The following is a 16,873-nucleotide window of genomic DNA, read 5'->3' on the forward strand; positions in this document are numbered from 1 at the left end:
GGCCAGGGGACGGGATGGACGCGGCAGAGCAGGGGTTCTAGTCATGCGGCTGCTTTCCCCCGAGGTGTTCCCATGAGCTTTGCCGCCGGCCGCCATATGCTTGCCATTCCCGGTCCCTCGCCGGTGCCAGACCGGGTGCTGCGGGCGATGCACCGGCCCTCGCCCGACATCTACGGGCCCGAGTTGACCGAGTTGAACCTGAAAGTGATGGGAGAACTGAAGCGGCTGGCCGGGACGGCGCAGAACGTCGCGGCCTATATCGGCAATGGCCATGCGGGCTGGGAGGCCGCGAACATGAACCTGCTGGCCCCCGGCGACTTGGCGCTGGTGCTGGTGACGGGGCATTTCGGCCGCGGCTGGGCGGTGACGGCCGAGGCGATGGGCGTGCGGGTCGAGCGGATCGAGGCCGAGCCTTTCGCCGCAGTGGACCCGCAGCGGCTGCGCGACAGGCTGGCGGCCGACAGGGCGGGCGAGATCCGGGCGGTGCTGGCCTGCCAGGTGGACACGGCCAGTTCGGTGCGCCTCGACATCCCTGCGATCCGGGACGCAATGGGGGATCATCCGGCGGCGCTGGCGGTGGATGCGATCGCGTCCTTGGGGTGCGAGCCGATGCGGATGGACGACTGGGGCGTGGACCTGCTGGTGTCCGCCAGCCAGAAGGGGCTGATGGTGCCGCCGGGGCTGGCCTTTGTCTGGTATTCGGACCGGATCGCGGCGGGCCGGGGCGCGGCCACCCCCTATTGGGACTGGCGCCCTCGCAGCGGTGCCGAGGAGTTGTGGCGCCATTGGGGCGGGACGCCGCCGGTCCAGCATATCTACGGGCTGGCCGAGGCACTGGCGATGCTGCTGGACGAGGAAGGGCTTGAGGCCGCCTGGTCCCGGCACGAGGCGCTGGCTGCCGCGACCTGGGCCGCGCTGGATGCCTGGGGCGCGGGCGGCGCGGGACCGCGCGCCATGGTGCGCGACCCGGCGGCGCGGGCGCGGTCCGTCACGGCCGCCACCCTGCCGGGGGCGGACCGTCTGCGGGCATGGACCGAGGAGGTGGCCGGGCTGACGCTGGGCATCGGCCTTGGCACGCCGGAACCCGCCGACGCGCTGCGGATCGCGCATATGGGCCATGTCAGCGCGCAGATGCACCTCGGCACGCTGGCGACCATCGAGGCGGGGCTGGTCGCCCTCGGCCTGCCTCATGCCGGCGGAGGGGCCGCGGCCGCCGCGGCCGAGATCGCCAAGCGCAGCGGCGCGTCGGGCTGAGGCTCAGGTCGCGGGCTTGGGCTCGGGCGTGCCGTCCGCGGCAGGCCGCGGGGCGGGGACGGCCTCAAGGGCCGGCTTCGGCGCAGGCGCCTCGGGCGCAGCCGCACCGGCCGCCGCGGGTTCCGGGGCGTTCCGTTGCAGCCAGTCCTGCATGGCAGCGATCTCGGCCTCTTGCGCGGCGATGATTTCCTGGGCCATCCGGCGGGCCTCGGGGTCGTCTCCGAACTGAAGCTCGATCCGGGCCATGTCGATCGCGCCCTGATGATGCGGGATCATGCCGCGGATGAAATCCACGTCGGCGTCGCCGGTAGGCTCGATCATCATCTCGGCATGCATCTTCTGCATCGCCGCGCGATTTGCCTCGGCGGCGTTCGCGGGCGTGCCCTGCGCGGCCGGGGCCTCGGTCGCAGGCGCCGGGGTCTGGGCCAGCGCGGGCAGGGCCAGCAGGGCGGCGGCGCTGCCGATCAGGGTCAGGCGGAGGTTGCGGGTCATGGCGGGTTCCTCTGGTCAGGTCGCACCCCAACGCGCGGGCGCCCGAAAGGATCAGCCCCGGCGCAGCGCCCGGAAGGCCGCCGAGGCGATCAGCCCCGCCGCCATGGCGATGGCCAGCGACATCAGCCCGTACCAGAAGGGCTGATGGATCGACAGCCGGTAGAGCCAGCGTTCCAGCCCCACCTTCTGCACCCGGATCGGCACCGTGTCGCTGTCGATCACCTGCCCGTCGCGGATCAGGAAGATGCGGGCGCGATAATCGCCCTCGATCAGGTTCGCGGGCAGGCGGATGTCGGCGCGGAACAGCGTGTCGTCCACGATCTGCACCGCGCCCTCGTCGACGAAATAGCGGCCCGACTCGGCGCGGATGCGCAGCAGCGCCGCGGTGAAGGGGGTGGGGTCCTCGACCTCGACCCCTGCCGACAGGGCCCGCATGGCAAGCGGCGGCGAGATGCGGAAGCGTACGTCCTCGGCGGGGTCGAGCATCCGGTCCAGCGGGCCGCTGCTGGCCACGGCGTAGAAGTCGGGGGCGGCGCCGATCCGCACGCCCTGGGTGTTGACCCAGATCGGGCCGACGCGTTCCTTGCGCCGGACGGTGACGGATTGCGACGGGCCTTCCACGGTGACGATGATGCCGGGCGATTCATCCCGCGCCTTGGGAAGGTCCCGGCGGATCGCGCCGTAGATCAGGATCTCGGACCCGGTGAAGGTGGCGTTGATCGCCACCTCGTCCTGCGACAGCCCGCTGACCAGCCGCTCGGACGGGGGCGCCTCGGGCGCGGGCACGGCGGGGGCGCGTTCCAGCGGCAAGGTCGCCGGAGGGGCGCCTTCCTGCGCCGCCACCGCCAAGGGCCATGCCGCCACCAGCAACGCCGCCATGACCCGCCGCCACATCGCCCTAGCCCGCCGCGATGGAGTAAAGGTCCGCCGGCCGCACCACCAGGTCATAGGCCAGCCGGCCGCAGACCCCCAGCACCAGCAGGGCCAGCAGCACCCGCAACTGCTCGGCCCTCAGCCTGGCGCCCCAATGCGTCCCGACCTGCGCGCCGACGACGCCGCCCACGATCAGCAGCACCGCCAGCATGATGTCCACGGTGTTGGAACTGACCGCGTGCATCAGCGTGGTGAAGGCGCTGACCGCCGCGATCTGGAACAGCGAGGTGCCGATCACGACCTTTGTCGGCATCCCTAGCAGGTAGATCATCGCGGGCACCATGATGATCCCGCCGCCGACCCCCATGATCGCCGCCAGCACCCCCACGGCCAGCCCGACCAGCAGGGGCGGGATGACGCTGATGTAAAGCCCGGATGCGCGGAACTTCATCTTCCAGGGCATGCGGTGGACCCAGCTGTGTTCGTGCAGCCGACGCCGGGCCGGGCCGCCGGGGGATTTCGACGCGAACAGCGCCCCCAGGCTTTCGCGCAGCATCGTCAGGCCGACGACGCCCAGAAACGCGACATAGCTGAGCTGCACCACAAGCTCGACCTGGCCCAGGCGCTGCAGCAGGTTGAAGACGCCGACCCCCAGCGCAGACCCGATGATGCCGCCCACCAGCAGCACCACCCCCATGCGGATATCCACCGTCTTGCGCCGCAGATGCGCCAGCACCCCGGAAAAGCTTGAGGCCACAACCTGGTTCGCGCCGGTCGCGACCGCGATCGCGGGCGGGATGCCGATGAAGAACAGCAGCGGCGTGATCAGGAAGCCGCCGCCGACGCCGAACAGGCCGCTCATCAGCCCGACGATGCCGCCAAGGGCGATCAGCGTGAAGGCATTCACCGAGACATCGGCGATGGGAAGGAATATCTGCATGGCTGCCCGGCTTTTCGGCCATCCTGATACCCTGCGGCGTGGGCGTCAAACAGCGATTCGCGCGGCTTGCACGCCAAGGCTGCACAAGGCTAATCAGGGTGCGGCGCGAAAGGGCGGGCCGGAACCGCGGCCCGCGTGCCGCAGCGGGGACAGCGATGCGGATTCTGATCACCAACGACGACGGCATCAACGCGCCGGGACTGCAGGCGCTGGCCGAAATCGCGGCGGAACTCGCCGGACCCGACGGCGAGGTCTGGACCGTCGCCCCCGCCTTCGAGCAGTCGGGCGTCGGCCACTGCATCAGCTATTCGCACCCCACCCTGATCGCGGAACTCGCGCCCCGCCGCTGGGCGGCCGAGGGCAGTCCGGCCGACTGCGTGCTGGCGGGCCTGTGGGACATCATGTCGGACCGCAGGCCGGACCTCGTGCTGTCGGGCGTGAACCGCGGCAACAACGCGGGCGAGAACGCGATGTATTCGGGCACGGTCGGCGGGGCGATGGAAGGCGCTCTGCAGGGCGTCCGCTCGATCGCCCTGTCGCAGTATCTCGGCCCTCGCACGGCCCGGCTGGACGATCCCTTCGAGGGCGCCCGCACCCATGGCGCCCGCGTGATCCGGGCGCTGCTGGACCGGGCCGACTGGGGCGAGGGCGAGGATTACCCCCTGTTCTACAACGTCAACTTCCCGCCCTGTTCGGCCGCCGAGGTTCAGGGCATCCGCGTGACGCCGCAGGGCCGCCGCGCCGATGTCCGCTTCGGGGTCGAGGCGCAGGTCGCGCCGAACGGGCGGCGCTTCCTGTGGATCGCAGGCGGCCCGCAGATGGCGCGGGCAGGAAAGGGCAGCGATGTCGAGGCGCTGCTGGCGGACCATATCGCGGTGACGCCGATGCGTCCCGACCTGACCTGTCACAGAACGCTCGACCGCCTTGCGGCAGTGCTGGACGAGGGCTGAGCCATGATGGCCGACCCTCCCGGCGATGAAGAAGGCCCGGCCGAGCGGCAGATGCGCTTCCTGTATGCCCTGCGCTCGCGCGGCGTGACCGACCCCCGCGTGCTGGCCGCGATGGAGCGGATCGACCGCGGCGCCTTTGTGCGCGGCCATTTCGAGGATCGCGCCTACGAGGACACGCCCCTGCCCATCGCCTGCGGGCAGACGATCAGCCAGCCCTCGGTCGTGGCGCTGATGACGCAGGCGCTGAACGTGGGGCCGCGCGACATGGTGCTCGAGATCGGGACAGGCTCGGGCTACCAGGCGGCGGTGCTGTCGGTCCTGTGCCGCCGGGTGATGACGGTGGACCGCCACCGCCGGCTGGTGGTCGAGGCCGAGGAGGTCTTCCGCCGCGTCGGGCTGACCAACATCACGGCGCGGGTCGCAGACGGCTCCTTCGGGCTGCCCGAGCAGGCGCCCTTCGACCGCATCATGGTGACGGCCGCGGCCGAGGACCCCCCCGGCCCGCTGTTGTCGCAACTGAAGGTGGGCGGTATCATGGTGGTGCCGGTCGGGCAGTCGGACGCGGTGCAGACCCTGATCCGCGTCACGCGGACGGAAACGGGCTATGCCTATGACGAGCTGCGGCAGGTGCGGTTCGTGCCGCTGGTCGAGGGGTTGGGACAGACATGACCCCCGCAAGAAGACGATGAGGACGGGCAGATGACCATTTCAGTCGCGGCGCGGGGGCAGGACCGCGCGGGTTTGGGTTTCCTTGCCGGGCGCGCCGGGGTCTGTGCGCTGGCGCTGGCGCTGGCGCTGGCAGGATGCACGCAGCCGCCGGGGGCGACCCCCGGCGCGGCGCCCGTTCCCGGTGCGGCCTCCGCCCCCGGCGCGGCGGGCGCCGGCCCTTCCATGACCGTGGCCGGCCTCGGCCGGCTGCAGATGCCGCAGATCCAATGGCCGCGCGGCGCTGCGGCTGCGGGGACGACTGCGGCTGCGGGCAGTGGAACGGCGCAGGTCTCGGACCCCTTCGCCGGTCAGGGCGTCCGCCAGCCCGCGGTTCAGGGCGCAGGCGCGCCCACGACATCCGCGGCCCCATCGGGCGGGGGTGCCGTGGCAAGCGCACGGTTGCATACGGTGGTGGCGGGCGAAACCGCATGGTCCATCGCCCGGCGCTACGGAGTCCCGGTCCAGGACCTCGCCCGCGCCAACGGGCTGCCCGAGACGATGAGCCTGCGCGTGGGCCAGCGCCTGGCCATCCCCGCCAGCGGCGCGGTGACCACGGCCAATGTCGTGACCGCCCCCGGCGTCGGCTCGGCCACACCCCGCCCGCCGTCCTCTGCGCAGCCCCTGCCGGGCGAGGAGACCCGCCCCGCAAGCGCCCCGGCGCCCAGGGCGCCCGCCCCGGATCTGGGCAGCACCCGCACCGCGGCCTCGGGCAGCGGCAAGTTCGCCATGCCGGCCAGCGGCTCGATCGCCCGCGCCTACAGGAAGGGCACGAACGAGGGCATCGACATCGCGGCCGCGCCCGGTTCACCCATCAAGGCGGCAGGCAGCGGCACGGTCGCGGCCGTGACCCGCGACACGGACGGAATACCGATCGTGGTGGTCCGCCATGACGACGGGCTGATGACGGTCTATGCCGGCGTGGACAAGCTGTCGGTGAACAAGGGCGATTCGGTCAGCCGCGGCCAGACCATCGGCGCGGCACGCAGCAGCGGGCTTCTGCATTTCGAGGTCCGCAACGGCTTCGACAGCGTGGACCCCGAGGACTACCTTTGAAGCACCGGCGGCTTTTTTCCCCGCTGGCTCCAGCGCCGTTGGAGACGCCGATGGGATGCAGTAGCCCGGTGCCGGCCCGATATGGCTTTGTGCAATTGGGCGGCTGGGTGGCAGCGGAATCCGTTGTCGATCCCGCCGCGTCTTGTTGTCAGCGCCTTGCAAATGCTGACAAGGCGCGATGCCGCGGCACGATCAGCCGCGCGGGGGGCGCACCAGCGCCTCGGTCAGGGCGGCTGCGATCTCGGCCCGGACCATGCGGCGGAGGTTGTCGTCGAGACTGCGCGTCAACTCGCCCGCGAACTCCTCGCGCACGACCTCGCGCAGCAGGGCGCGAAGGGGGTTTTCCTCGTCGCCGGGCAGGCCCTCGCCCACGCCCTGGGGGAAGCGGCCGGAAACAGGGTCGGCGTGCATCGGGGCGGCGGGGCTGTTCGCATGGGCTTGCATGTCAGGCTTTCCGTTTGAAAGAAGGGTGTCGGCCGGCTCGCCTGTGCGCGGACCGGATGTTGTCGGCGCCGTGCCATCCGGGGCGGGTAGCGGCGGCTGCGGTTCCGGCGCGATGTCCGAGCCGGCAGGCCACGGCCTTTCGGCGGCTGGCGGCATCAAGGGTCCCACGGCGGGCCGCGCCGGTTGCGTGTCGGCGGGAGGCAGAAAGATGCTGTGGACGGGGCTGGCCGGCGGTGCCGGAATCGCGGACATGGGGGGATGATCCGCATCCGCGTCAGCACCGGCATCGTCCTTTGCGGCCGGTCTGGGGGTCAGGCGCAGCGGGCCTCCCTGCCCGGCCGCAGGAACCATCGCATCCGGGTCAAGTCGGAAGGGCGCAACCTTGTCGCCGGCAACCGGACCGGGGGCGGGCGCTTGCCTGCCATCCTTGACAATGACGCTGGTCGAGTCCGCCGGGAATGTCCTGCTGGCCGAGGCCGGTTGCGCCGATCCCGACATCGGCAGTTCCACCGACAGGGCAAGGGACTGCGCCGGGTTCCGCTGCCGCTCGTCCCCGGTGCCGGCGGTGACGCGGGCGGTCACCACCATCGGCCCTTGGTCAAGCTGGGAGGCGGGGCCGCCGCGTGCGACCAGCCGGCGGATCTCGGCCAGAACGTCGCCCATGTCATCGGGACGTTCGATCCTGGGGCGAGGAACGCTCATGCCACGACGCCCCCGGCAAGGGTGGCGTCGGTCGCCCGCGCCGCCTTACTGCTTGCCGATCGCGCGCAGCACGCGGTCGAGGTTCTGGCCCTGCGTGCTGGTGTAGGGGGCGTCGCGCACCGCGTTGTAATAGGCCGATGGGTCATAGGTGGGGATCCCAAGCTGAAGGTGCTCTACCGTCAGCAGACCCATAGCGGCCAGAAGTTGATAATGTGCTAACTGCAGGTTGGCTTCCGCCGTGATCCGGTCGGCCCGCGCTTCCAGCAGGTCCTGTTCGGCGTCCAGCACGTCCAGCGTGGTGCGCGCGCCAAGGGTGGCTTCCTCGCGCACGCCTTCATAGGCCTGTTCGGCGGCCGAGATCTGTTCCTCGATGGAACCGATCTGGGCGCGGGCGACGTCGATGTTGGCCCAGGCGGTACCCAGCACCAGCTCGACCTGCCGCACGGTGTCCAGCAGCGCCGAGCGGGCCGAATCACGCTGCGCCATGGCCCGGCGATGCGCGGCGGGAAGCCGCCCGCCCGAGTAGATGGTCTGGCTGGCCTGCACCCCGGCGCTGAGCGTCGTCGTGTTATCCTGGTCGCCCGTGCCGAGCAGCGTCCGACCCGGTGCCCGCGTCGTGCCAAGCCCCACCGAGCCCGTGAGCTGCGGGCGGCGTTCGGCCGCGGCCGCGGCGACGCCCAGTTCGGCGGCGGCGACGGCGCGCTGCGCCTGCCGGATCGCCGGATGGGTGCGGCGCGCGGTATCCCGCGCGATCTCGACCGAGGCGGGGCGCGCAGGCAGGGGCGGCGGCGGATCGAGATCGCCCGGCTCGCGTCCCACGGCGTTGCGGTAGTTCTCGCCTGCGATCTGAAGCTGGCCCTGAGCGGAGGCAAGGCTCGCGCGGGTTGCGGCAAGCTGCGCCTCGGCAAGGGCCACGTCGGTGGTGGTGATCTCGCCCACGTCGAAGCGGTCCTGCGCCGCCTGCCGTTCGCGCGTCAGCAGCCCGACCGAGTTGTTCTGCAGCGCCACCTGCTGTTCGGCGCTGCGGATGTCCAGATAGGCCTGCACGGCGGTCAGCAATATGTCCTGTTCCACCGAGATCAGCGATTCGCGGGTGGCGAGGACCTGTTCCTTGGCGATGTCGATCGCCAGTTGCCCGCGGCCCCAGTCATACAGCGTCATCTGCCCCACCAGTTCCAGCGTGGTCGCGACGGCCTCGATCCCGTCCACCTGCTGGAAATTATGCGAGGCGGCCCATTGCACGACCGGGCGCAGCGCGGCCATGCTTTGCGCCACGTCCTCGTCCGCCGCCCGCAGCAGGGCGCGGTTCTGTTCCAGCAGGGCCGAGTGGCGATAAGCCCCCACCATGGTATCGGCCAGCGATTCGGCCCAAGCCGGCAGCGACGACAAGGCGGTGCCCAGCGCCAGTGCCGCGGCCAGAAGACGCCGCCCCCTCACAGCGAGAACTCCGCCCGGCGGGCGAAGCCCGGCAGGACGGGAGCGCTGGCGTTGAAGGCGTAGCGCCAGGTGATCACGCCATCCAGCTTGATGCCGAGGCGCACCACCCCGAGCGCGCCTTCGCGGAACAGCGCCATGATGCGACCTCCTTCTGCAAGTTGCGCGGCAAGATCGGCGGGCATCTCCTCGATGCCGCCTTCGACGAAAATGGCGTCATAGGGCGCCTCGGCCGGGTGGCCCGCGGCCAGCGGCCCGGCAACCACCGCGACGTTGTCGGCACCCGCCGCGGCCAGCCGCCGCGTCGCCTCGGCCGCCATCTCGGCGTCTTCCTCGAGCGCCACGACGGCCTGCGCCAGCCGCCCCACCACCGCGGCCGAGTAGCCGAAGCCCGCCCCCACATCCAGCACGAGCTGGGTCGGCTGGATGTCCAGCGCGTCGATCATCTTGGCGATCGTCCGGGGTTCCAGCAGCACGCGGCCGCGGACCAGGTCCACGTTCTCGCCGATATAGGCGACGTCGCGGCGGCTGTCGGGGACGAACTGCTCTCTCGGGACCTCGAGCATCGCCGCGATCACGTTGTATTTGGTCACGTCATTCGTGCGCACCTGGGTGTCCACCATTGTCGTGCGGCGTTCCTGGAAATCTGTCATCGCGGCCATCCGGCTGTGCTTTTCCCCATTCTCTGGCACGATTGCGGGGCCGGGGCAACGCCGCCCCATCGCCACCCTGCCGCGGAAACGCCGTTTCAATCGGCGCGCGAAGGGGGCAGGATGCGCGCACTCCACCCTGCCGGAGCCCCGACGTGACCCAGCGCCAGACCGCCCGCATTGCCATCGTGACCGTGTCCGACCGTGCCAGCCGCGGCGAATACGAGGACCGCAGCGGCCCGGCCGTCGAGGCCTGGCTGCGCGAGGTCGTGACCTCGCCCGCCGACATCGCCCGCCATGTCATTCCTGACGGACGCGAGGGGGTGGCGGCGACCCTGCGGCGGCTGTCGGAAGGCGAGGGCGCCGACCTGATCCTGATTTCCGGCGGCACCGGCCCCGCCCCCCGCGACGAGACGCCCGAGGCGCTGGCCGAGGTGATCGAAAAGGAACTGGCAGGCTTCGGCGAGGAGATGCGCCGCGCGAGCCTGGCCGAAGGGGTGCCGACCGCCATCCTGTCGCGGCAGACGGCAGGCATCCGTGACGCCTGCCTGATGATCCTTCTGCCCGGCAAGCCCGCCGCCATCGCCACCTGCCTGGACGCGGTCTTCGCGGCCGTGCCCTACTGCCTGGACCTGATCGGCGCCGCCCGGATCGAGACAGACCCGGCGCGGATCGTGGCGTTCCGGCCGAAGGTCTGAGCGGACCGGGGCGCCGGACCGTGGGACAGCCCCCGCACCACCGGGATATTCGTGCGATGGAGAAAGACCCTAGGTGAGCGAAGCGGGTCAGGCCGCACGCAACAGGGTGACGAGCGTGTCGCCGTAGCGGCGCTGGTCGATCCGGGTCAGGCCCTCGGGGGGCAGGGGGGCGGTGTCCTCCTCCCACACCACCAGCGCCTCGGGGGCCAGCCAGTTGCCCGCCAGCGCCGAGGAAAGCGCGGCCTCGCCCAGCCGCTGGCCATAGGGAGGGTCGAGGAAGACGAGGTCATAGCCCGCGCCCCGGTTCGGCCCGAGATTGGTGGCATCGCGCCGCCAGATATCGGTCGCGCCCATGGCCCGGGCTTTTTCCACATTCGCCCGCAAGAGGGCGCGGGCGCTCGCGCCCTCGTCCACGAAGGCAACCCGGGCCGCGCCGCGCGACAGCGCCTCGAGGCCCAGCGCCCCGGTTCCGGCGAAGAGGTCCAGCACCTGCGCGCCCTCGATCGGGAAGCCGTGGCTGTTGAGGACGAGGTTGAAGATCGCCTCGCGCACCCGATCGCTGGTGGGGCGCAGATGCGCGGCGGGATCGCCCGCGCCGACTTCGGCCAGTTTCAGCCCGCGCAGGCGGCCGCCGACGATTCGCATGGACAGCTCTCCCTATCCGGCGGTCCGCATGACCGTCCTGGTTGCACGCGGCTTTCCCTTTTGCGGGAAAAATGGCAAGCGCCGTTCGACTGGGATCGAGAGGTTGGGATGCGGATCGAGGAGACGGCCCTGTCGGGGGTTCTGGTGCTGACGCCTGCGCGGTTCGGCGACCACCGGGGCTTCTTTTCGGAAAGCTGGAACCGACGGACGCTGGAGGAGGCGGGGGTGCATCTGCCCCCGTTCGTGCAGGATAACCACTCGCTCTCGGCCAAGGCGGGCACGCTGCGCGGGCTGCATTACCAGGCGCCCCCCTCTGCGCAGGGCAAGCTGGTGCGCTGCGGGCGGGGCGCCCTTTACGACGTGGCGGTGGACGGGCGGCGCGGCAGCGAAACCTATGGGCAATGGGTCGGGGTTGAACTGACCTTTCAGAACGGCCGCCAGCTCTGGGTGCCGCCGGGCTTCCTGCATGGCTTCGTCACGCGCGAGGACGACACCGAGGTCGTCTACAAGTGCACGGGCCATTACGACCGTGCGGCGGATGGGGCGGTGCGCTGGGACAGCCTCGGCATCGACTGGGGCGTGGCCCGGCCGATCCTGTCCGAGAAGGACCGGGCCGCGGTGCCCTTCGTCGACTGGCAATCACCCTTCGAGGGGGCGGCATGAAGATCCTCGTGACGGGCGGTGCGGGCTTCATCGGCTCGGCGGTGGTGCGGCTGGCGGTCGGGCGCGGGCATGAGGTCGTGAACCTCGACGCGCTGACCTATGCGGCGAACCTTGAGAGCGTGGCCTCGGTGGCGGGAAGCCCGCGCTACGCCTTCGAGCAGGCCGACATCCGCGACCGCACGGCGCTGGATCGCGTCTTCGCGACGCACCGGCCGGATGCGGTGATGCATCTCGCCGCGGAAAGCCACGTGGACCGCTCGATCGACGGCCCCGGCGCCTTCATCGAGACCAATGTGACCGGCACCTGTAACCTGCTGGAAGCGGCGCGGGCTTGGTGGACGCGCGAGGGCAGGCCCGAGGGCTTCCGCTTTCATCACATCTCAACCGACGAGGTCTTCGGATCGCTCGGCGAGACAGGGCAGTTCACGGAAGCTACGCCCTACGACCCGCGCTCGCCCTATTCGGCGTCCAAGGCGGCATCCGACCATCTGGTGCGCGCCTGGCACGAGACCTACGGGTTGCCGGTGGTGCTGACGAACTGTTCCAACAACTACGGCCCCTTCCACTTCCCCGAGAAGCTGGTGCCGGTGGTGATCCTCAATGCCCTGCACGGGCGCGAGATCCCGGTCTATGGCGATGGCGGCAATGTGCGCGACTGGCTGTATGTCGAGGACCACGCCGATGCGCTGCTGCTGTGCCTCGAACAGGGCGCGGTCGGCCGCAGCTACAACATCGGCGGCGAGAACGAGGCCCGCAACATCGACCTCGTGCGCACCATCTGCGCGCATCTGGACGATATGCGGCCCGAAGGCGGCCCGCATGACCGCCTGATCCGCTTCGTGACTGACCGCCCGGGCCATGACCGGCGCTATGCGATCGACCCGACTCGCATCCGCACCGAACTGGACTGGCGCCCCTCGGTCACGGTCGAGGAAGGGCTGAAGCGCACCGTCGCCTGGTATCTCGAGAACGAGGACTGGTGGCGCCCGCTGCTGGCCCGACAGGGCGTGGGCAGGCGGCTGGGGGCGGGCTGAGGTTGCGCGAGCGCATGGGTATTTGGGCCAGGATGAAGCCCCTGAGGGAGAATCCACGATGGACGGTCTGATGATCTTCGGCCGCACGGGGCAGGTGGCGCGGGAACTCGCGCGGCTTGCGCCCGAGGCGCGCTTCGTCGGCCGCGACGAGGCCGACCTGGCCGATCCGGCCGCCTGCGCCGCGCTGATCCGAGAGGTCCGCCCCGCCTGTGTCATCAACGCTGCGGCCTATACCGCGGTGGACCGGGCCGAGACGGAGCCGGAGCTTGCCCGGCTGGTCAATGCCCGGGCGCCGGGTGCCATGGCCGCCGCCTGTGCCGAGGCGGGCATCCCGTTTCTTCATGTCTCGACGGATTATGTCTTTGACGGCTCGGGAGAGGCGCTGCGCCGCGAGGAGGCGCCAACCGGCCCGCTTGGGGCCTATGGACAGACCAAGCTCGATGGCGAGCGCGCCATCGCTGCCGCCGGCGGGCAATGGGCGGTGCTGCGGACAAGCTGGGTCTTCTCGGCGCATGGCACGAATTTCGTCAGGACCATGCGGCGGCTGGGGGCCGAGCGCGAGCGGCTGACCATCGTCTCCGACCAGGTCGGCGGGCCGACGCCCGCGGGTGACATCGCGGGTGCCCTTCTGACGATGGCACGGGCGATGGTGGCCGATCCGGCCAAGGGCGGCCTCTATCACTTCGCGGGCGCGCCCGACGTGAGCTGGGCTGATTTCGCCCGCGAGATCTTCGCCCGCTCGGGTCTCGCGCCGCAGGTCGTGGACATCCCGACCAGCGCCTATCCCACCCCGGCGCGGCGGCCGTTGAACTCGCGCCTTGACTGCGGCGCCATCACCCGCGCCTTCGGCATCGCGCGCCCGGACTGGCGGGCAGGGCTCGATCGCGTCATTCAGGAGCTTTCCGCATGAGCCGCCGCAAGGGCATCATCCTGGCCGGGGGTTCGGGCACCCGCCTTTACCCGATCACGCTGGGCGTCTCGAAGCAGCTTCTGCCGGTCTATGACAAGCCGATGATCTATTATCCCCTGTCGGTGCTGATGCTGACCGGCATCCGCGAGATTGCGATCATCACCACCCCCGACGACCAAGCGCAGTTCCAGCGGCTGCTGGGCGACGGCCGACAGTGGGGGATCGAACTGACCTGGATCGTGCAGCCCCGGCCCGAGGGGCTGGCGCAAGCCTATGTCCTGGCCGAGGAGTTCCTTGCCGGGGCGCCCTCGGCGATGGTGCTGGGCGACAACATCTTCCACGGCCACGGGCTGACCGAAATGCTGGCGCAGGCCGACGCACGGCAGGAGGCGACGGTCTTCGGCTATCACGTGGCCGATCCCGAACGCTACGGCGTCGTGGCTTTCGACGACAGGGGCCGGGCCGTGCAGATCATCGAGAAGCCCGCGGTGCCGCCCTCGAACTATGCGGTCACCGGGCTTTACTTCCTCGACGCCGATGCCTCGCGTCGTGCCCGCGACGTGACGCCCTCGGAACGTGGCGAACTGGAGATTGCCACCCTGCTGGAAACCTACCTGCACGAGGGCCGGCTGACCGTCGAGCGCATGGGCCGCGGTTTCGCCTGGCTCGACACCGGCACCCACAGCAGCCTGCTGGACGCCGGCAACTTTGTCCGCACACTGGAAGAGCGCCAGGGGATGCAGTCGGGCAGCCCCGACGAGGCCGCCTACCAGCAGGGCTGGATCAGCGACGTGCAACTGCGCACCCAGGCGCAGAAGTTCGGGAAGACCGATTACGGAATGTATCTGGCAAGGCTGCTGGACCAGGTGCCGCTGGCGTGACGGCCTGTGCTTGGCTTTCGTCTTTGCCTGAACATCATCCGGGGCTGGCCAGCGCCCGGACAACAGCGGATCAGAAAACAGCCATCATGGCTGTTTTTCCGCCTGATGGGTCCGATGGACTGTTTTCAGCAAGCCGGGGGCACAGCCCGGGGGAAGGAATCCCCCCCCGCTGCGACGGCGACGCAGGCATCCGGGTTCAATCCGGCACCAGCATGTAGCCCGCGCCGCGCACGGTCTGCAGGTAGCGCGGCTCGCGCGGGTCAGGCTCGATCTTGCGGCGCAGGCGGGTGATCTGCACGTCGATGGCGCGGTCCGAGTTCTCGCCCGCGTCGTCCGGCTCGCGGCCCAGTTCCTCGATCAGCGTGGGGCGGTCCACGGCCTCGCCCGGCGTTTCGGCCAGACGCCGCATCAGGGTCTGCTCGCTGCCGGTCAGGTGGATGGGCGTGTCGCCGCTCCACAACTCGCCCTTGGCGGTGTCGAAGCGCATGGGGCCGAGCGTCAGGAACTTGGGACCCCGGTTCTCGACCGCAGGCATCCGGCGCAGGATGGCGGCGATCCGCAGCAGAAGCTCGCGCGGCTCGAAGGGCTTGGGCAGGTAGTCGTCCGCCCCGGATTCCAGTCCCGCGATCCGGTCGTCGGTGTCGCCCTTGGCGGTCAGCAGCAGGACCGGGGTCTGGCTGTGGCGGCGCAGCGATCGGGTGAGCGTGATCCCGTCCTCGCCCGGCATCATCACGTCCAGCACGATCAGGTCGAACTCCAGCCCTGCCAGCAGGCGGCGGGCCTGTGCGGCGTCCTTGGCAGTCGTGACGTAATAGCCGTTGCGCACGAGGAAGCGGCGCAGCAGCGTGCGGATGCGTTCGTCGTCATCGACGATCAGAAGGTGAGCGTCGGGATTGCTCATCCCGTGGCCCCCGTGCGGCGGGGAACGAGGCGCTGTTCCGGCGCTTCGCGCAAGGCGCGGAACTGGCCCAGCATCTCGCCGTCCATCATCGCCTCCAGCACCTGCCGGAAACCGGCGACCGCCTGCGGCCCGGCGGCGCGATAGGCGGCGCGGACGCGGGCGCGCTGCGCCTCGGAGAGCCGCCGTTCCAGCGCCGTGCCCTTCTCGGTCAGGTAAAGCTGGCGCTCGCGCCGGTCGCGGCGGCCGATGCGGCTGTCCACCAGCCCGTCCTCGATCAGCGTCCGCAGCACGCGGTTCAGGGATTGCTTGGTCACGCCCAGCACTGCCAGCAGCGAGGTAACGGTCAGGCCCGGATCGCGGGTAATGAAGTGCAGCGCCCTATGGTGGGCGCGGCCATAGCCGATTTCTTCAAGGATCAGGTCGGGGTCCGAGGTGAAGGCGCGATAGGCGAAATACATCGCCTCGATGCCACGCCGGATCTGGTCGTCGGTCAGGAACAGCAGGCTTTCGCCGCCGGGAATGGGATGGGGGTCGCTTCTCATTCCGGGTTGCCGCATCCTTGTTGCCGAGGGTTGGGCCAAGGATAGGGCAGTGTTGTTGACTTTCCAAGAATCAATCTCTACCCCTTGCCTCTGACGCAACTTTTTGCCCTTCGCGGCAGGGTCGCGCGAAACATTCGCAAATCACGAGGCTCATGGGGATCATGGCAGGCAGCTACGAAGACCGCGACGGCAAGATCTGGATGGACGGAGAACTGGTCGACTGGCGCGACGCCAAGGTCCATGTCCTGACCCATGCGCTGCACTATGCCAGCGCCGTCTTCGAGGGCGAGCGCTGCTATGACGGCAAGATCTTCAAGTCGCGACAGCATTCCGAGCGCCTGCTGAAGTCGGGCGAGTTGATCGACATGGACATCCCCTGGACGCCCGAGCAGATCTGCGAGGCCAAGCGCGCGGTGCTTGAGGCCAACGGCTTCACCAACGCCTATGTCCGGGCGCTGGCCTTCCGCGGCGCCGGGCCCGACATGGGGGTGGCCGCCAGCCATAACCCGGTGCGGCTGGCCATCTGCACCTGGGAATGGGGCAGCTATTACGGCGACGCCAAGTGGCAGGGCGCGAAGCTCGACATCTCGAAGTGGAAGCGGCCGAGCCCCGAGACGATCCCGGCGGCGGCCAAGGCGGCGGGGCTTTACATGATCTGCACCATGTCCAAGCACGCGGCCGAGAAGAAGGGCTGCTCGGATTCGCTGTTCATGGACTATCGCGGCTATGTGGCCGAGGCGACCGGGGCCAACGTCTTCTTCGTGCGTGATGGGGAGATCCACACGCCGCTGGCCGACGCCTTTCTGAACGGCATCACGCGGCAGACCGTGATCCAGATGTGCAAGGATCAGGGGATGGCCGTGCACGAGCGCCACATCCTGCCCGAAGAAGTGGAGAGCTTTCAGGAATGCTTTCTGACCGGCTCGGCCGCAGAGGTCACGCCTGTCGCCCAGATCGGCGAGAACTGGCATTTCCAGGTGGGGCCGACGACGCGGAAGATCGCCGAAAGCTACGAGGCGCTGGTGCGGGCCTGACCGCTGGGCCGGGGCGCTGCCCCGCTCGCCACTGCCATGGCCTTCCTTGCTGAAAACAGTCCACT

19 protein-coding genes are annotated in these 16,873 nt (G+C 70.2%); 10 read left to right on the top strand and 9 right to left on the bottom strand.

Annotated elements, in window-relative coordinates:
• Positions 1-72 precede the first annotated feature (72 nt).
• Positions 73-1,254, top strand: coding sequence for an alanine--glyoxylate aminotransferase family protein (locus tag JGR78_RS00310; RefSeq protein ID WP_182792215.1), 1,182 nt, complete (start codon positions 73-75; stop codon positions 1,252-1,254).
• 3 nt (positions 1,255-1,257) lie between these two features.
• Here the strand turns inward: JGR78_RS00310 and JGR78_RS00315 are convergent, their stop codons facing one another.
• Genes JGR78_RS00315 through JGR78_RS00325 form a run of 3 tightly spaced genes read right to left on the bottom strand, consistent with a single transcriptional unit; the run spans position 1,258 to position 3,559 of the window.
• Positions 1,258-1,746: a DUF305 domain-containing protein gene (locus JGR78_RS00315; RefSeq protein ID WP_182792214.1), complete on the bottom strand. Its 489-nt coding sequence runs from the start codon at positions 1,744-1,746 to the stop codon at positions 1,258-1,260.
• Between the two features lie 51 nt (positions 1,747-1,797).
• Positions 1,798-2,640 carry a TIGR02186 family protein gene (locus tag JGR78_RS00320; protein WP_182792213.1) on the bottom strand — a complete coding sequence of 281 codons (843 nt, stop codon included), beginning with the start codon at positions 2,638-2,640 and terminating at the stop codon, positions 1,798-1,800.
• Positions 2,641-2,644: 4 nt separating this feature from the next.
• The gene (locus JGR78_RS00325; protein WP_182792212.1) at positions 2,645-3,559 is read right to left on the bottom strand and encodes a sulfite exporter TauE/SafE family protein; all 915 of its coding nucleotides are present in this window, start codon (positions 3,557-3,559) and stop codon (positions 2,645-2,647) included.
• Positions 3,560-3,714: 155 nt separating this feature from the next.
• Between JGR78_RS00325 and surE the strand changes: the two genes are divergently transcribed.
• From surE to JGR78_RS00340, 3 genes are read left to right on the top strand one after another with little or no spacing between them, the layout of a single operon-like run.
• Positions 3,715-4,509: a 5'/3'-nucleotidase SurE gene (surE, locus tag JGR78_RS00330; protein WP_182792211.1), complete on the top strand. Its 795-nt coding sequence runs from the start codon at positions 3,715-3,717 to the stop codon at positions 4,507-4,509.
• A 6-nt stretch (positions 4,510-4,515) separates the two neighbouring features.
• The gene (locus tag JGR78_RS00335) at positions 4,516-5,178 is read left to right on the top strand and encodes a protein-L-isoaspartate(D-aspartate) O-methyltransferase (RefSeq protein ID WP_182792296.1); all 663 of its coding nucleotides are present in this window, start codon (positions 4,516-4,518) and stop codon (positions 5,176-5,178) included.
• A 30-nt stretch (positions 5,179-5,208) separates the two neighbouring features.
• Entirely contained in the window at positions 5,209-6,270 is a 1,062-nt protein-coding gene (locus JGR78_RS00340) for a M23 family metallopeptidase (RefSeq protein WP_200559376.1), read from the top strand.
• A gap of 192 nt (positions 6,271-6,462) precedes the next feature.
• Here JGR78_RS00340 and JGR78_RS00345 read toward each other — a convergent pair whose 3' ends face one another.
• Genes JGR78_RS00345 through JGR78_RS00355 form a run of 3 tightly spaced genes read right to left on the bottom strand, consistent with a single transcriptional unit; the run spans position 6,463 to position 9,503 of the window.
• Positions 6,463-7,416, bottom strand: a complete 954-nt coding sequence (locus JGR78_RS00345; protein WP_200559377.1) for a hypothetical protein — start codon at positions 7,414-7,416, stop codon at positions 6,463-6,465.
• A gap of 45 nt (positions 7,417-7,461) precedes the next feature.
• Positions 7,462-8,853: a TolC family outer membrane protein gene (locus JGR78_RS00350; RefSeq protein WP_234450794.1), complete on the bottom strand. Its 1,392-nt coding sequence runs from the start codon at positions 8,851-8,853 to the stop codon at positions 7,462-7,464.
• Positions 8,850-9,503: a protein-L-isoaspartate O-methyltransferase gene (locus tag JGR78_RS00355; protein WP_182804499.1), complete on the bottom strand. Its 654-nt coding sequence runs from the start codon at positions 9,501-9,503 to the stop codon at positions 8,850-8,852. The genes JGR78_RS00350 and JGR78_RS00355 overlap by 4 nt, the downstream gene beginning before the upstream one ends.
• Before the next feature lie 152 nt (positions 9,504-9,655).
• Here JGR78_RS00355 and mog point away from each other — a divergent pair, with 152 nt between their 5' ends.
• Complete coding sequence (gene mog / locus JGR78_RS00360) at positions 9,656-10,198, top strand: molybdopterin adenylyltransferase (protein WP_182792209.1); 543 nt, start codon at positions 9,656-9,658, stop codon at positions 10,196-10,198.
• A gap of 87 nt (positions 10,199-10,285) precedes the next feature.
• Here the strand turns inward: mog and rsmD are convergent, their stop codons facing one another.
• A complete protein-coding gene (rsmD, locus tag JGR78_RS00365; RefSeq protein WP_182792208.1) occupies positions 10,286-10,843 on the bottom strand; it encodes a 16S rRNA (guanine(966)-N(2))-methyltransferase RsmD in 558 nt (185 codons plus the stop codon).
• A gap of 108 nt (positions 10,844-10,951) precedes the next feature.
• On the opposite strand from rsmD, the gene rfbC reads away from it, so the two are divergent.
• Genes rfbC through rfbA form a run of 4 tightly spaced genes read left to right on the top strand, consistent with a single transcriptional unit; the run spans position 10,952 to position 14,331 of the window.
• Complete coding sequence (rfbC, locus tag JGR78_RS00370; RefSeq protein WP_182804439.1) at positions 10,952-11,506, top strand: dTDP-4-dehydrorhamnose 3,5-epimerase; 555 nt, start codon at positions 10,952-10,954, stop codon at positions 11,504-11,506.
• Positions 11,503-12,540 carry a dTDP-glucose 4,6-dehydratase gene (gene rfbB, locus JGR78_RS00375; RefSeq protein ID WP_182804437.1) on the top strand — a complete coding sequence of 346 codons (1,038 nt, stop codon included), beginning with the start codon at positions 11,503-11,505 and terminating at the stop codon, positions 12,538-12,540. Before rfbC ends, rfbB begins: the two co-directional genes overlap by 4 nt.
• 58 nt (positions 12,541-12,598) lie before the next feature.
• The gene (rfbD, locus tag JGR78_RS00380) at positions 12,599-13,450 is read left to right on the top strand and encodes a dTDP-4-dehydrorhamnose reductase (RefSeq protein WP_182792205.1); all 852 of its coding nucleotides are present in this window, start codon (positions 12,599-12,601) and stop codon (positions 13,448-13,450) included.
• A complete protein-coding gene (gene rfbA, locus JGR78_RS00385) occupies positions 13,447-14,331 on the top strand; it encodes a glucose-1-phosphate thymidylyltransferase RfbA (RefSeq protein ID WP_182792204.1) in 885 nt (294 codons plus the stop codon). Before rfbD ends, rfbA begins: the two co-directional genes overlap by 4 nt.
• A gap of 196 nt (positions 14,332-14,527) precedes the next feature.
• Here rfbA and JGR78_RS00390 read toward each other — a convergent pair whose 3' ends face one another.
• A complete protein-coding gene (locus JGR78_RS00390; protein ID WP_182792203.1) occupies positions 14,528-15,232 on the bottom strand; it encodes a response regulator in 705 nt (234 codons plus the stop codon).
• On the bottom strand, positions 15,229-15,774 hold the full coding sequence (locus JGR78_RS00395; RefSeq protein ID WP_182792202.1) for a MarR family winged helix-turn-helix transcriptional regulator: 546 nt from the start codon (positions 15,772-15,774) through the stop codon (positions 15,229-15,231). Before JGR78_RS00395 ends, JGR78_RS00390 begins: the two co-directional genes overlap by 4 nt.
• Before the next feature lie 161 nt (positions 15,775-15,935).
• Here JGR78_RS00395 and JGR78_RS00400 point away from each other — a divergent pair, with 161 nt between their 5' ends.
• Positions 15,936-16,808, top strand: a complete 873-nt coding sequence (locus tag JGR78_RS00400) for a branched-chain amino acid aminotransferase (protein ID WP_182792292.1) — start codon at positions 15,936-15,938, stop codon at positions 16,806-16,808.
• Positions 16,809-16,873: the final 65 nt, after the last annotated feature.

This window comes from Paracoccus sp. MC1862 (assembly GCF_016617715.1).
In the GTDB taxonomy this organism is placed as follows: Bacteria; Pseudomonadota; Alphaproteobacteria; order Rhodobacterales; family Rhodobacteraceae; genus Paracoccus.